At 33.3% G+C, this 13552-nt stretch carries 15 protein-coding genes; 12 read left to right on the forward strand and 3 right to left on the reverse strand.

The window, feature by feature from the left end:
- Positions 1–17: 17 nt before the first annotated feature.
- Positions 18–1787 carry a glycerophosphoryl diester phosphodiesterase membrane domain-containing protein gene (locus LrDSM24759_RS06480; protein WP_117118680.1) on the forward strand — a complete coding sequence of 590 codons (1770 nt, stop codon included), beginning with the start codon at positions 18–20 and terminating at the stop codon, positions 1785–1787.
- Positions 1788–1825: 38 nt separating this feature from the next.
- Here the strand turns inward: LrDSM24759_RS06480 and LrDSM24759_RS06485 are convergent, their stop codons facing one another.
- Positions 1826–2521, reverse strand: coding sequence for a hypothetical protein (locus LrDSM24759_RS06485; RefSeq protein WP_117118681.1), 696 nt, complete (start codon positions 2519–2521; stop codon positions 1826–1828).
- Between the two features lie 71 nt (positions 2522–2592).
- Here LrDSM24759_RS06485 and yaaA point away from each other — a divergent pair, with 71 nt between their 5' ends.
- A complete protein-coding gene (yaaA, locus tag LrDSM24759_RS06490; protein WP_117118682.1) occupies positions 2593–3339 on the forward strand; it encodes a peroxide stress protein YaaA in 747 nt (248 codons plus the stop codon).
- On the opposite strand, the gene LrDSM24759_RS06495 is transcribed toward yaaA, so the two are convergent.
- Positions 3336–4517, reverse strand: coding sequence for a multidrug effflux MFS transporter (locus LrDSM24759_RS06495; protein ID WP_117118683.1), 1182 nt, complete (start codon positions 4515–4517; stop codon positions 3336–3338). The two genes, yaaA and LrDSM24759_RS06495, sit on opposite strands and share 4 nt — an antisense overlap.
- A 129-nt stretch (positions 4518–4646) precedes the next feature.
- On the opposite strand from LrDSM24759_RS06495, the gene LrDSM24759_RS06500 reads away from it, so the two are divergent.
- The 4 genes from LrDSM24759_RS06500 (at position 4647) to LrDSM24759_RS06515 (ending at position 7654) form a co-directional block, all read left to right on the forward strand.
- Positions 4647–5246 carry a histidine phosphatase family protein gene (locus LrDSM24759_RS06500; protein WP_117118684.1) on the forward strand — a complete coding sequence of 200 codons (600 nt, stop codon included), beginning with the start codon at positions 4647–4649 and terminating at the stop codon, positions 5244–5246.
- Positions 5247–5378: 132 nt separating this feature from the next.
- On the forward strand, positions 5379–5900 hold the full coding sequence (locus tag LrDSM24759_RS06505) for a TetR/AcrR family transcriptional regulator (RefSeq protein ID WP_117118685.1): 522 nt from the start codon (positions 5379–5381) through the stop codon (positions 5898–5900).
- 10 nt (positions 5901–5910) lie between these two features.
- Positions 5911–6966: an ABC transporter permease gene (locus LrDSM24759_RS06510; RefSeq protein ID WP_117118686.1), complete on the forward strand. Its 1056-nt coding sequence runs from the start codon at positions 5911–5913 to the stop codon at positions 6964–6966.
- A 13-nt stretch (positions 6967–6979) separates the two neighbouring features.
- Positions 6980–7654 carry an ABC transporter ATP-binding protein gene (locus LrDSM24759_RS06515; RefSeq protein WP_117118687.1) on the forward strand — a complete coding sequence of 225 codons (675 nt, stop codon included), beginning with the start codon at positions 6980–6982 and terminating at the stop codon, positions 7652–7654.
- A 45-nt stretch (positions 7655–7699) separates the two neighbouring features.
- Here the strand turns inward: LrDSM24759_RS06515 and LrDSM24759_RS06520 are convergent, their stop codons facing one another.
- Positions 7700–9112, reverse strand: a complete 1413-nt coding sequence (locus LrDSM24759_RS06520; protein WP_117118688.1) for a C69 family dipeptidase — start codon at positions 9110–9112, stop codon at positions 7700–7702.
- Between the two features lie 86 nt (positions 9113–9198).
- On the opposite strand from LrDSM24759_RS06520, the gene LrDSM24759_RS06525 reads away from it, so the two are divergent.
- From LrDSM24759_RS06525 to LrDSM24759_RS06550, 6 genes are all read left to right on the forward strand, one after another.
- The gene (locus tag LrDSM24759_RS06525) at positions 9199–9441 is read left to right on the forward strand and encodes a hypothetical protein (RefSeq protein WP_117118689.1); all 243 of its coding nucleotides are present in this window, start codon (positions 9199–9201) and stop codon (positions 9439–9441) included.
- A 163-nt stretch (positions 9442–9604) separates the two neighbouring features.
- The gene (locus LrDSM24759_RS06530; RefSeq protein WP_117118690.1) at positions 9605–10228 is read left to right on the forward strand and encodes a TetR/AcrR family transcriptional regulator; all 624 of its coding nucleotides are present in this window, start codon (positions 9605–9607) and stop codon (positions 10226–10228) included.
- Between the two features lie 137 nt (positions 10229–10365).
- Positions 10366–10950, forward strand: coding sequence for an NADPH-dependent FMN reductase (locus LrDSM24759_RS06535; protein WP_117118691.1), 585 nt, complete (start codon positions 10366–10368; stop codon positions 10948–10950).
- A gap of 4 nt (positions 10951–10954) precedes the next feature.
- Positions 10955–11509 carry an NADPH-dependent FMN reductase gene (locus LrDSM24759_RS06540; protein ID WP_117118692.1) on the forward strand — a complete coding sequence of 185 codons (555 nt, stop codon included), beginning with the start codon at positions 10955–10957 and terminating at the stop codon, positions 11507–11509.
- A gap of 119 nt (positions 11510–11628) precedes the next feature.
- Entirely contained in the window at positions 11629–12426 is a 798-nt protein-coding gene (locus tag LrDSM24759_RS06545; RefSeq protein ID WP_117118693.1) for a tyrosine-protein phosphatase, read from the forward strand.
- Between the two features lie 13 nt (positions 12427–12439).
- A complete protein-coding gene (locus tag LrDSM24759_RS06550; protein ID WP_117118694.1) occupies positions 12440–13366 on the forward strand; it encodes an FAD:protein FMN transferase in 927 nt (308 codons plus the stop codon).
- Positions 13367–13552: the final 186 nt, after the last annotated feature.

Genomic DNA, 13552 nt, shown 5'->3' on the forward strand with positions numbered 1-13552 from the left:
ATTAAAATAGGAGAAAAATGAAAAATATTTTTAATGATCTCAAAACTTATTCTAAACACTTTAGAAAATATTTTTGGCGCTATCTATTACTTTTTATTGGCCTGGAACTTTTTAATTTAATAGTTATAATTCCAGTTTTCCGGGCATTGGCAACTGTTACCTTACAGGCAAGTGCTGTTCCCTTTATTTCTTATCAAAATATTCTCACAATTATTAGTACGCATAGTTTAGTAGCTATTGCGTTGATAATAGAATTGTTGGTCTTAATGTTAATTATCTATGTCCAATTTAGTTTTTTAATGATTGCAAGTAGTAATATTACTGAAAAATTTAGTAGTATGCTACAGCAAACTTGGGGAGCAATAAAAAGAATTCGCCTGGGATCATTATTAATCCTGATAGCTTATTTTTTATTAATTATTCCTTTTGCTGATTTAGTCTTTCGCACACCATTGCTGGCAAAAATTCAAATACCTGAATTTATTCTTGATTATATGATGCGGAAACCAGCATTTTTGATAAGCTTACTTATTATTTATGCCTTAATTATAATTTTGGGCGTTAGGTTATTACTAACTTTGCCTTTAATGGTATTTAAAAAACAATCAAGTTGGAAGGCAATGAAGGAAAGCTGGGCTTTGACGACTAAAAAACAATGGTGGCCACTTGTTAGTAGGCTTGTAATTGTTAGTTTGATAAGTTTTCTAGGGTTAAGCATTTATGATGGGATTTTAGTTTTATTTCAATTTATTTTCGATACAATTGCCAAAAACTTGGGTCATTTTTTTATTCAGCTAAATTTATTATTGGTTCAAATAGGATCTGTTATTGTCTTAACTTGGGCTAGCGTATTATCAATTTTAATTATTTTAAAGCCACTTTCTTTGCAAAATAAGAAAAAAGCAAGTGTAAAAACTAAATGCAAATTTTGGTTGATTAGTGCTGTTGTCTATGTTGTAGCAGTTGGTGGTGCGCTGCTTGATAATAATTTTTACCTTGATCAAACCAAGCTGAATCATCCGCTGGTTATCTCGCATCGTGGAGTTAGTGCCAAGAATGGGGTGCAAAATACAATTGCGGCATTAAAAAAGACAAGTAAATTACATCCTGATTATGTGGAGATTGATGTGCATGAAACTAAAGATAATAAATTTGTAGTAATGCATGATGAGAATCTTAAGCAACTTGCAGGAATTAATAAAAGACCAAAAGATTTAACCCTTAAGCAATTGAATAAAATAATGCTTAAAGAAGATGGTCACCGGGCTAGAATTGCTAGTTTAGATTCTTATTTAAAAGTAGCAAATAAGCTTCATCAAAAATTATTAATTGAAATTAAAACGACACCATCAGATTCAAAGGCAATGCTCCAACGTTTTAATCATAGATATGGTCAACTAATTATTAATCGCCATTATCAATTGCAATCATTAGATTATAGTGTAATAGAAAGGCTACATCGTCTAAATCCACGCTTATTTGTCCTTTATATTCAACCGTATAATTTTACTTATCCTTCTAATTTAGCTGCAGGATATTCAATGGAATATTCAACCTTAAATAATGATTTTATTTGGCAGTCGCATTTACAACGCAAGCCAGTTTATGCATGGACGGTAAATACTTCAGGTGCCATGAAGCAGATGATGTTTATTGGAGTAGACGGAATTATTACTGATAATGTTAAATTACTACAACAAAATATTAAAAGTTTTAAAGCTAATAATTCACCGGTTAATCAATTATTAAATTATATTATTGTGCTTCCTAATCCATTTAGTAATTAATTAACAAAAAAGCTCTGATCAGTCAGAGCTTTTTTGTCTTAATATTTAGTTTCTTTAATGTCATCTTCAGGACGATGTGCTTGCAATCGCAAGCCGTAAATAGTGAATTCAGCATCGTCAGGATCACGTTGCAATTCGATTGTTACTTCGTCACCCTTTTGTTTAAAATTCAATTCTTTACGAGTATCAATCCACATAATAGTTTTGAGCTCAGGTACGTGGTGAAGAGTGATAGTAGTTGCTAATGGTTGGTGAATAAAAACATATATTTGATAGTTAGCAATATTGTTTCTAAAAATACTTGCATTAGCAGTCGTAGTAATTTCATGGTCTGGACGAGCTTCATAATAAGCATGGCCAAAACGATCAAGCCATTGTCTTAAGATATCTAGATCAGGAATTTCGTTTTCTGCTATTTTTCCATCTGCAGTCAGAGCTACTTTGAAATAAATATTATACCCATCTAAACGAGCAGCAATTAATTTTGCTAAAACATCTGGTCCTTGTAAGGGAATGGCGGGTCTGGTTTGACAAAACTTAATGGCATATTTCTCGCATGCTTCGGCCATTAATTTTCTTTGTAATTCATCCGCATTTTCGATACTTACACCACGAAAGCCGCTGTCACGGGCTTGTCGCACTAAGGTATCAGTATTGATTTCACTGGGGTGGTTAGGGTTAAGAGTAAATTGAAGTACAATACCAATATTTAAATCTTCTTTTATTTCGTCCATCTATCTTGCACCTTCTATAATTATTTAATTTAATTATATAATTATTTAAAAGATGAAGGGAGAAAAAGCGCATGAAAATTATTATTGCCCCAGCAAAGAAAATGGTGGTTGATCAAGAAAGCTTTTCAGTTCAAACTGAACCTGTCTTTTTGGCTCAAGCAAAAATTTTGTGGGATTTTCTTAAAAGTCGTAGTTTTGAACAATTAAAAGAAATTTGGCAAGCAAACGATAGGATTGTAAAGGAAAACCAACTTCGCTTAAAAAAAGAAAATCTCACTAAACAATTAACGCCGGCGCTTTTTTCCTATTCTGGGATTCAATATCAATATATGGGAGCAGATGTTTTAGAACAAGAAGCTCTAGATTATTTACAAAAAAATTTACGAATCGTATCGGCATTATATGGCTTATTGCGCCCTTTTGATGGAATAGTACCTTATCGCCTTGAAATGCGTAATCACTTAATTGGTTTTCGTGATTATAGTTTATATCATTTTTGGAATAACCAACCTTTTGATGATCTTTATCAAGAGGATAATCTGATTTTAAACTTAGCTTCTAAAGAGTATGCTCAAGTTTTTACACCTTATCTCAAGCAAAAAGAGCAATTCGTAACAGTAGAGTTTTTGGAAAATAAAAAAGGAAAATGGCGACAAATAGCTACTCATGCCAAGATGGCTCGTGGGGCAATGGTTCGCTTTTTGGCACAAAATCAGGTTACTACACTTGAGGAAGTTAAAAATTTTAATGATTTTGGCTATCAATTTGATTCAGAAGATAGTTCAACAGAAAAATATATTTTTAAAAAGAAGGATTAATTATCTTTTCTTTTTAAGTAGTAATATCCACTATACCAAGAAATTAGGGCTAAGAGTTCGCAAATCAAGATGATCCAACTCATGGGAGCATAAGTATGAGTTCCTCCTAATCCAACTAATGGGGAAATTAATCCCCCAAGTAAGTTTTGTGTTAAACCAATGATTGCTGAGGCAGTTCCTGACAAATTTCTTTCTTGTTCAATGGCTAGGGCAGAACCCATTGGATTACCGATTCCGACCAGGGAGACAATTAAGAATAAAGGAATAAGGACATAGGCCAATTGGTGAGGCAGTTTTGTTGTGATAAGTAAAGCTATTGCCGCTAAAATAGCGAAAATAATTCCACCGAAAAGTACATGGTCTTGTCGATATTTTTGTACTAGTCGAGCACCTAGCCAAGTGAAAAGAACTTGGCCAATCCCGTTAACGGCATATAACAAACTAAAATTAAAAGCAGACATTCCAAAAATATCTTGTAACATAAAACTTGAACCAGCAATGTAGGCGTAAAGAGCCCCGGTCATTAAAGTGCTGACTACAGTAAAAGAAATAAAGATAGGATTTTTAAGAATTTGCTTAAATTGTGTAGACAGTTTTATACGGTGTGAGTCGGTTCGTACCAGGGTTTCTTTAAAGTTGAGGACACTAAAAAATAAAAAAATTCCAATAAGAGCTAATGTAATAAAAATTAACCGCCAATCTCCAAGTAAGAGGAAAAAACCTCCAATTGTTGGGGCAATAACTGGAAAAATACTATTTACTGCCATTAAAAGATAAAAATAATGAGCAAACTCCTTACCAGTGAAAATATCTGAACACATTGCTTTAGAGGTAACAATTCCAACAGAGCCAGCTAAACCTTGAATTAAACGTAAGCCAATAAAAACTAAAATATTAGGACTGAGAGCTAATCCTAAAGATGAAAAAGCAAATACTAACAGACTTATTAACGTTGGTTTCTTTCGTCCTATTTGATCGGTTAAGGGACCAAATAGAATTTGCCCAAATGCTAGACCAAATAGGCATGAAGTAAGGGATAGTTGGGTCAGTGAAGCTGTTGTCGCTAAGTCTTTTTGTAGATCTGGTAAGGCAGAAGCATACATATCGAGTGAAAGGGGACCGAAGGCAGATAAGGTACCTAAAATAAAAATAATCCAACTTTTCTTTAGTTTACTCATTAATTTCTCGAGCTCCTTTGATAGAATAAATTCATTGTTTATTTTAGCTTAACTTAAAACTTTATATTTTATAAAATATAAGTAAAAAATATATACTATATATAAATATTTTAAGTAAGAGGGAAAAACATGGAAGTAGTTATTATACGTCATGGTACGACTGAACTTAACAAAGATGGCAAAATTCAAGGATCTCGTGTAGATCCAAACTTGAGTAAAGATGGGCGTGCTTATGCCGAAAAAGCTGCTAAAAATTTTGATCCATCTGAATTTGATGCAATTTATGCTAGTCCTTTAAAACGGGCACAAGAAACGGCAAGAATCTTTGTTGGTCCTGATTTACCGATAAAAACCGATAAGCGTTTAGAAGAACTTGATTATGGTGATTGGGATGGTAAGCCATCTAAAGACTTTAAGCAGCTTTATCCGGATGCTTTTGATTCTCGTGGCCTAATTAATGATCAAATGTATCAATACAATAAAAATGCTGAAACACGTGAACATTTTGAAGCACGTTTGGCTGATTTCTTTGATGAACTAGCCAAAAAGCACCCCAATGATAAAGTGTTAGTGGTTTGTCATGGGGTGGTTAGTCGCATGATTGTGGCTCATTATTTAACTCATGGTGATATTAGTTATTTTGATCAAATGGCTAATTGCGGTCTAGCAAAACTACGTATTAATTCTGATATTAAAAGCTTAGTTTACTGGAATCGAGTATTAGCCTAATAAATCAAAGAAAAAGAAGTGATAATGAAGATCACTTCTTTTTTGTTATACAATTTAAGTAAAGATAATTGACAGTTAGTAAGTAGAATACTAGGATAAGGAAGTGAAAAGTGACACGGTGTCACTTTAACAATGGTTAAACAAACATTTCATAATTTACCAGATGAAAAGAAAGAACGTGTAACCAGAGCGTTATTGAAGGAATTTAGTAAACATCCTTTAGATGAAGCTCAAGTTGCTCGCATTGTAAAAGATGCGGAGATTGCGCGGGGAGCCTTTTATAAATATTTTGATGATTTAACAGATGCGTATAAATATATTTATGGTCAAGCAATGCAAAATATTCATTTAGGTTTCGGTCGGGCAATGCAACAATTTGAACCAAATACTTTTTATCAAATTACAATTGATTTTATTGAAAAAGCAGGTAATAGCAAGTATCGGGACCTAATTAAGTTACAGTTATCACGTAATCAACAACTTATTCATCCGGATATGACTGCAGAAAGTAAAAAGACATTACGGTTAGATGCTAAGTTATGGAGTGCGATGATTTTGAGCCATGAAGTTGTTAATCTTGTCCTATTTGATCCGGAAAATAGAGAGCAATACCTACAACGGTATCGGACAAGCTTGAATTTGTTGAAGGAGTAGTGAGTAATTCATGTTTTTGGCATTAAAAGAAATAAAATATGAAAAATTTAGGTATGGTTTAATTACCTTTATGATTTTTTTAATTGCTTATTTGATTTTTATGTTATCTTCTTTAGCTGCAGGTTTAGCATCTGAAAATACTCAAGCAATTAAAAGTTGGCACGTACAATCGGTTGTGCTTAATTCCAATGCAAATATAAATTTGAGTCAATCTTTATTAACTAAAAACGATGTAAAAGATATCAAATTAGGCAAAGATAGTGCTTATGTTGGACTAGTACCGGTTGTGGTCAAAATGCCAAAACAAGAAACTCAATCGGCTCAATTTATTGGCTTAGATAAAGATCAGTATATTTATAAAAACCTATCTTTGGAAAGTGGTAGACGAGCAAAGACAAGTAAAGAAGTTGCCGTAGATACTAGTTTCAAAGATGACGGCTATAAATTAGGTGATAAGATCACCTTAAATGGTGGGAAAGAAAAATATAAAATTGTTGGTTTTGTGAATAACGCTAAGATAAATATTGCACCTATTATTTATGGAAATATGAGCACTTGGAAGAGTTTACGACCACTTGCACCTAATGTGGTTGCTTCTGGAATTATGTCCCAAAAGAAACTTACTGATAAAACTGATAATATTACTACTTATAATATCAAGACTTTTACTAATAAATTACCAGGTTACTTAGCACAAAATATGACTTTCGAATTAATGATTGGCTTTTTATTTGTGATTTCATTAATTGTGATTGCTGTCTTCCTTTATATTTTAACTATTCAAAAGATGCCAAACTATGCTGTATTAAGAGCTCAAGGTATTCCAACAAAGACTTTAATAGGTGCTACGATTAGTCAATCAGTAATCTTAACTTTTGTTGGAACTTTAATTGCCTGGATTGTAATGTATCTAATGACCTTAGTCTTACCTGCAGCAGTTCCGCTTAACTTTGCACCATGGATTATGATTTCTGGCTTTGCAGGAATGCTAATTATGGGTGTAATTGGAGGTCTCATTCCAATTCGTTCAATCTTAAAAGTTGATCCAGCACAGGCGATCGGTTAAGGAGGTAAGTAGAATGGCAGCTATAACATTAACCAATGTAAGTAAAATATATGGTAAAGGGATTGCTGAAGTTAAAGCGTTAAAAGATATTAATTTTACCGCCAATAAAGGTGAAGTAGTTCTAATTGTGGGGCCATCTGGAGCTGGTAAAAGTACCTTTTTAACTATTGCGGGAGCACTGCAAAAACCTACGACTGGTACTGTAGTTGTAGATGGTAAAGATATTAGTGATATTAGCGCTAAGGCAGCTAATAAGTTGCGTTTAGATAAGATTGGCTTTGTCTTACAGGCGTATAATTTAGTACCATATCTTACTGTTAAAGAACAATTTACTTTAGTGGATAAAGTGAAAAAAGCAAATAATATGTCACACCAAGCCTTAGCTGAGTTAATGAAGCAACTGGGAATTGATATGTTAGTTAACAAGTATCCAAATGAAATTTCCGGTGGACAAAAGCAAAGAGTAGCAATTGCACGAGCTCTTTACGCAAATCCGGCAATTATTTTAGCCGATGAGCCTACTGCTTCATTAGACAGTGAAAAAGTTGAAGAAGTAGGTAAATTATTTAAAGATTTAGCTCAAAAACAAGATAAGGCTTTGATTATTGTTACCCATGATATGCGTTTAAAGAAATACGCTAATAAGACTTATCAAATGATTGATGGACGTTTACATGAAGAACAATAGAAAAAGGTATTCCAATTTTTGGAATACCTTTTTTGGTTACATCCCTTATAAGTTTGGATCCATTTTAAATTTTAAGGGTGAATCTTCAGTTTGGAGGGTAATTAATTTAGCAATTAAATCTTGATAATTCTTAATTGCTATTTTTGCTAATTCTTTATTAGCCTCATTTATTAATTGTAATTGTTGTGCTTCATTGTTAGCAGACTTTAACTTTTTATCATAATCGACTCGGGTTTTAACTAATTGTTCATTAGTTGTGCTTTGAGTATTGTTTAAATAAATTAAATATTTGCTCCAATCGCGATCAACTAAGACACTAGCTTCTTTGAATACCCAGTAAGCTGAATTAGTGGTAAAGTCCTTTTTACCGTATTTAAACATCGTTGGGACTTCGGTGCCTTGAGGATAAAAGGGAATATAAACACTTTGGGCAGCAATTCCCATCGCTAGCCAATGCACCATCTCTTCATTACGTAATTGAAGTAAATGAGATTCTTGCGTAGTTGCAATACTTATCGGTCTAAAAGCTGCAGTTTGTTTATTTTTGGGTTTAGTTAAATCATATTGACTACCATTGAAATGATCGCTTAAGACGCGTTGAGCTTCTTCGATAGCAATTGGATGATCCGGTTTTCTTAAAAATGGTAATTCAAAACTTTCAGGATCTTGCACTATTGAAGGCGTTAATAATTTTTGACCAGCCCAAACACGAGGTGTGTTATAAGTGAGATCAGAATCATCATGAGTGCCGAAGATTCTTCTAAAATTAAAAGGTTTATCTTGGGGCCAAAGATGATTTTGATAGACAAACTCTTGAATACCAGGTGAAGTAATAAAATTTTGAGTATCATCAAAATCAATTACCTCAATAGCTAATTGATTAGCTACTACGGCGTAAGAGTCATCTGGAATACGACGAGCTACATAATGATGGCCAGAGCCAATTTCCATGTACCAAGCTTCATCACGATCGGCAAATAAAATTCCATTTGCTTCAGCTGCACCATGTTCTTGGACAATTTTTCCTAGTCGTTCAACACCGCTGCGAGCAGTTTTTACATAAGGAAGCACGACAGTTACCATGGCCTCTTCTAAGATTCCATCTTTAGTATTAAATGGATCAAAAGCTTGTACTCGATCATTTGCATAGGCACTTTCAGTCGCACTCATGGCAACATGGTATTCATTAATTCCATCTTCTTCAAACACCCCATATTTGTCAGTCCATTCAGGAGTTGAAGAATAAGAATAAGTTATTTTTGGTAATTTAATTGAAAATTTATTGTCTTTTGATTTAAATTCATTATTTTCAATAGTACGATGGGCATTAAAAGCTAAGTGTTTAGGCCAAGCGGTTTTGGAATCTTCATTTCGTCCAATAATCACACTGCCATCGACACTAGCTTTTTTACCAATTAAGATTGAGGTACAAGAAGAACGCCCAATTTTATTTGTCATTTGTTTCACTCTTTCTAGGGATGTAATATAATTAACAATGTATTATATGAGAAAAAAATCAAAAGATAAAGCGCGAGGTAACCACAATGGCAGATTTTCCTGAAGATAAAAAAGTTATTTTATCTACTGATTACAAAAATCATAGTATAAATATGAATTTTTCCGATAATTTAGTTGATGATCGTGAAAAAGGTTATATTTTGTCTGCAGCATTTTTTGCATTTGCTGCAAGTCAAGGTTTAGACAAACAAGAAGTTATTGAAATGGTAAACTCCCACTATGATGAATTTACTGGAGATGACGGATCTAGCTTGTTCAAACGTTTATAAAATAAAAAAAGTTATCAATTTTGAGATAAGCCTGTGTACTTTTGTTATTTTTTGTTATATTATAATCATGTAAGAAATAACAGGTGTTTGTTAATTAAGAATATTATGTTGTTTCATTCAATTAATTTGTTTTTTAAGTTTATAGTGACAGAGGGTATGAAAATTGGCTAGAAGAAAAGAAATTGATAAAGAAAAAATTTTAGACGGGGCCTATAAGTTGGCCGTTAAAGACGGAATTGAAAGTTTGACTGCAAGAAATATTGCTAAAGCAGTACATTGTTCTACTCAACCTATTTATTTAGAGTTTGAAAATATGACTGATTTACGTAACCAAGTTTTAGGTAGAATCAGTAAAGAATTGAAGACAAATACTTTACAACAAAACTTTACTGCAGAACCATTAATTGACTTAGCATTATCTTACATTTACTTTGCTAAAGATCATGTTGGTCTTTTCCGTGCAATGTTTGTTGATGGTAAATTTGGTAGCAAACTTATTTCAGATACTTTAATGGATCTAGGTACTGAAAAATTTAAGCAACAATTTGATGCTAGTGAATTCTCAAATGAAAGAATTCGTCATATTGTAATTACTACTTGGGTTTCAGCAACAGGTATTGCTGCTTTACAAATCAATCAAACTGTTGACTTCAGTCAAGATCAAATGATCAATGTTTTGGAAGCACAAGTTCATGATGCTATGCTTAATGATCGTCTTACTGATACTGAAGAAAGTCCATTATTTGCTGCAGACGATGCTGCTTCATTAGCTGAAAAATTAAGCTAATTTTTTAAAAATAAGACTTTAAAATCTACTCGAATCCGAGTAGATTTTTTTATTTATGAAATTTAAATTTGGTGTTTAGCTTGTGAACCCGTATAATTGATATTGAATAGAATTGTATTTAAAGAAAGGTGAGTAAGATGAAAATACTTGCTATTGTAGGTAGTAATGCAGATCATTCCTATAACCGTGATTTGCTAAAATTTATTAAGAAACATTTTACTGGTAAATATGACATTGAACTTGCTGAAGTTCGTGACCTTCCAATGTTTAAAGAAGGATTTACTGAAGTTCCAGAAAGTGTAGAAGCATTAACTAAAAAAATTGAAGCAGCAGATGCTGTTTTGATCTCTACACCTGAACAACAACACTCAGTGCCTTCATCATTAAAGAGTGCACTTGAATGGTTATCATCAGCTGAACACCCATTTAAGAATAAACCAATTGTAATTGTAGGTACGTCAGTATTACCTCAAGGTTCAGCCCGTGGACAAAGTCACTTGAAGTTGGTACTTAATTCTCCAGGTTTTGGTGGCATTGTATTTGATGGTGACGAATTTATGTTGGGAAGTGCACCAGAACAATTTGATAAGGATGGTAATTTACCAGAAGGTACAGTAAAATTCATGGATCATTTCTTTGATGAATTTGATGCCTTCTATACTCAAATAACTGGAAAAAACACTAAGAGTGTTTTAGCACAAATATTCGATAGAGAGGGTTAAACAAATGAAATTACTTGCTATTGTTGGTACTAACGCAGATTTTTCTTATAACCGTCTTGTAGAAGAATTTATGGCTAAGCGTTATAAGGATCAAGCAGATATTGAAGTTTATGAAATTGCTGATTTACCTCGCTTCAAAAAAGAAGGCGAACCAAATAAAAAAGTTAAAGAATTTAGAAAGAAAATTTTAAAGGCTGATGGAATTATTATTTCTACACCAGAATATGATCATGGTATTCCATCATCATTAAAGAGTGCTTTAGAATGGACAGGTAGCCATGCCCTAGGTGACGGCAATGTGATGAAAGGTAAGCCAGTAATGGTATTGGGTGCCTCATTGGGAATGCAAGGAGCTTCTCGTGCCCAAGAAGAATTACGTGAAATTTTACTTTCACCTGACCAAAGTGCTAATGTTTTGCCAGGTAATGAAATTCTAATCGGACGTGCACCAAGTAAGTTTGATAAAGATTCTGGTGAACTTTTAGATGAAGCAACTGAAAAATTAATTGATACAACTTTTAAGAACTTTGTTGCTTTTGTAAAGCAAGCAACTAAATAAAGTTTTACGTAGGTAAAAGACCGTGCCAAAAAGGCACGGTCTTTTAAATTTAGATTGTTTTAATTTGGTCCAAAATTGTTTTAAAATAAAGCAAAAGAGATTTGTTGTAGGAGAGAACTATGGGAACACCGCTTGTTTTACCTTTAAGTAAGGTTGCCAATGGACGTGATTTAGGAGCTTATATCGGATTTGAAGGGCGTCCAATAAAAAAACAAAAATTATTGCGAACTGGAAAATTATTTAAAATGCCTGAAAACGATGCGGAGTTTTTAGAAAATTACGGTTTAAAGAAAATTGTGGATTTTAGAACATCGGCGGAATGTCAAAAAGAACCAGATGTAGTTCCCTCCGGAGTGAAATATTTTCATATAGCAGTTCATGAAGAAGAAAAATTGGGAGTACCCGATCAAACTAAAGAAAAGTTAAAAAAGACATATATTTTTGATCAATATGCTGGGTTTAAAGTGATGTGCCATCAGTACCGTAAAACTGTTCGATCAAAGCAGTCTCAGACAGCTTATCATAATTTTTTTGAGCTTCTTGCTAACAATGAAGAAGGAGCAGTTCTTTTCCACTGCTCAGAAGGAAAAGATCGGACAGGCTTTGCGGCATATTACTTATTACATATCTTGGGTGTAGATCCTTATATCAATAGAAATGATTATCTATATTCTAATTATGGTCTTAATGCGTATCGAGCAAAAGTAGATAAGCTAGCCTTGGCAGATGGTGCTAATCAATATATTCGGACTAATTTACAGTCGCTTGCTAGTGTTTCACATGAATATTTAGATAGTGCTTTAATTTTAATTAATAATGAATATGGTGGGCTCGATAATTATCTCAAAGAATATATTGGTATTGATCAGACGATGAAAGATCGCTTACGTGAACTTTATTTAGAACCAAAGATTTAGAAGGATAAAAACAATGATAGAAGATTTTACAAAGAAGCAAATTTCACAATCAGGGCGTGGATTAGGGACAATTATTACCTTACAATTATTTGGCTCTACTGATAAATATATTTTAGATGAATCATTCGCCTTAATTGCTGGCTATGAAGATCGTTTAACAGTGAATCGTGATGAATCAGAAGTAATGGATATTAATCATGCCGCTGGCAAACATCCAGTTCAAGTTTCTTCTAGTACCTATAAACTGGTAAAACTAGCAGTTGAAAAAAGTCGTGAAAACTTTGGTTTTAATGCCTTAATTGGGCCGGTAGTAAAATTATGGCATATTGGCTTTAAGGATGCCCATGTTCCGACTGATCAGCAAATAAAAGACAGAATGGCTTTAACCCATCCAGAAGATGTCATCTTAGACGATGTAAATCAAACTGTTTTTCTTACTAAACCAGGAATGGAATTAGATTTGGGTGGAATTGCGAAGGGCTATATTGCGGATCGAATTCGTGACTTATGGCATGCTTATGATGTAAGAGCTGGTATTATTAATTTAGGTGGTAATGTTTTATTTGTGGGTTCAAGTCCTCGAAGAGAAAATGGTAAATGGGTATTGGGAGTTCAAGATCCTAAGTTGAAACGAGGAGAAAATCTGACTACAGCAACTGTCGATGAGTGTTCTGCTGTTACCTCCGGTACTTATGAACGTGTATTAAAAATTAATGGTCAACAATACCATCATATTATTGATCCCAAGACGGGCTATCCTGTTAAAACTAATGTTGCAGGAGTTACCCTATTTACTAGGGATTCGGTTCAAGCAGAAATTGAATGCAAACGCCTATTTTTTGCTGGCAAACCAATTGAAGGTTGGCAGAATAATGAAGCTGGTCGCTATGGCGCAATTTTTGTTTATAATGATGATCGAATTGAACGAGTTAATGTTTAAATTTAATAAATAAAACATTCTAAGCTAAATAGTGAATTAGTTATCCGACGGGATAATTAATTCACTATTTTTATTCTCTTGTAGAATTTAAGTAGTAGTAAAACTATATGTCAAAGTTCTCTTAGACACTTGATGTCGTAAACAAAACTGGCAGTTTTAATTAAGTTATCAATAGTCTCTTCGAAG

It is taken from the genome of Lactobacillus rodentium, assembly GCF_003423665.1.
Classification (GTDB): Bacteria; Bacillota; Bacilli; order Lactobacillales; family Lactobacillaceae; genus Lactobacillus; species Lactobacillus rodentium.

What these genes read in the sequence shown, in the direction of transcription:
- LrDSM24759_RS06480 (WP_117118680.1), top strand. Translation starts at nt 18, where the DNA reads ATGAAAAATATTTTTAATGATCTCAAAACTTATTCTAAACACTTTAGA.
- LrDSM24759_RS06485 (WP_117118681.1), bottom strand. Translation starts at nt 2,521, where the DNA reads ATGGACGAAATAAAAGAAGATTTAAATATTGGTATTGTACTTCAATTT.
- yaaA (WP_117118682.1), top strand. Translation starts at nt 2,593, where the DNA reads ATGAAAATTATTATTGCCCCAGCAAAGAAAATGGTGGTTGATCAAGAA.
- LrDSM24759_RS06495 (WP_117118683.1), bottom strand. Translation starts at nt 4,517, where the DNA reads ATGAGTAAACTAAAGAAAAGTTGGATTATTTTTATTTTAGGTACCTTA.
- LrDSM24759_RS06500 (WP_117118684.1), top strand. Translation starts at nt 4,647, where the DNA reads ATGGAAGTAGTTATTATACGTCATGGTACGACTGAACTTAACAAAGAT.
- LrDSM24759_RS06505 (WP_117118685.1), top strand. Translation starts at nt 5,379, where the DNA reads ATGGTTAAACAAACATTTCATAATTTACCAGATGAAAAGAAAGAACGT.
- LrDSM24759_RS06510 (WP_117118686.1), top strand. Translation starts at nt 5,911, where the DNA reads ATGTTTTTGGCATTAAAAGAAATAAAATATGAAAAATTTAGGTATGGT.
- LrDSM24759_RS06515 (WP_117118687.1), top strand. Translation starts at nt 6,980, where the DNA reads ATGGCAGCTATAACATTAACCAATGTAAGTAAAATATATGGTAAAGGG.
- LrDSM24759_RS06520 (WP_117118688.1), bottom strand. Translation starts at nt 9,112, where the DNA reads ATGACAAATAAAATTGGGCGTTCTTCTTGTACCTCAATCTTAATTGGT.
- LrDSM24759_RS06525 (WP_117118689.1), top strand. Translation starts at nt 9,199, where the DNA reads ATGGCAGATTTTCCTGAAGATAAAAAAGTTATTTTATCTACTGATTAC.
- LrDSM24759_RS06535 (WP_117118691.1), top strand. Translation starts at nt 10,366, where the DNA reads ATGAAAATACTTGCTATTGTAGGTAGTAATGCAGATCATTCCTATAAC.
- LrDSM24759_RS06540 (WP_117118692.1), top strand. Translation starts at nt 10,955, where the DNA reads ATGAAATTACTTGCTATTGTTGGTACTAACGCAGATTTTTCTTATAAC.
- LrDSM24759_RS06545 (WP_117118693.1), top strand. Translation starts at nt 11,629, where the DNA reads ATGGGAACACCGCTTGTTTTACCTTTAAGTAAGGTTGCCAATGGACGT.
- LrDSM24759_RS06550 (WP_117118694.1), top strand. Translation starts at nt 12,440, where the DNA reads ATGATAGAAGATTTTACAAAGAAGCAAATTTCACAATCAGGGCGTGGA.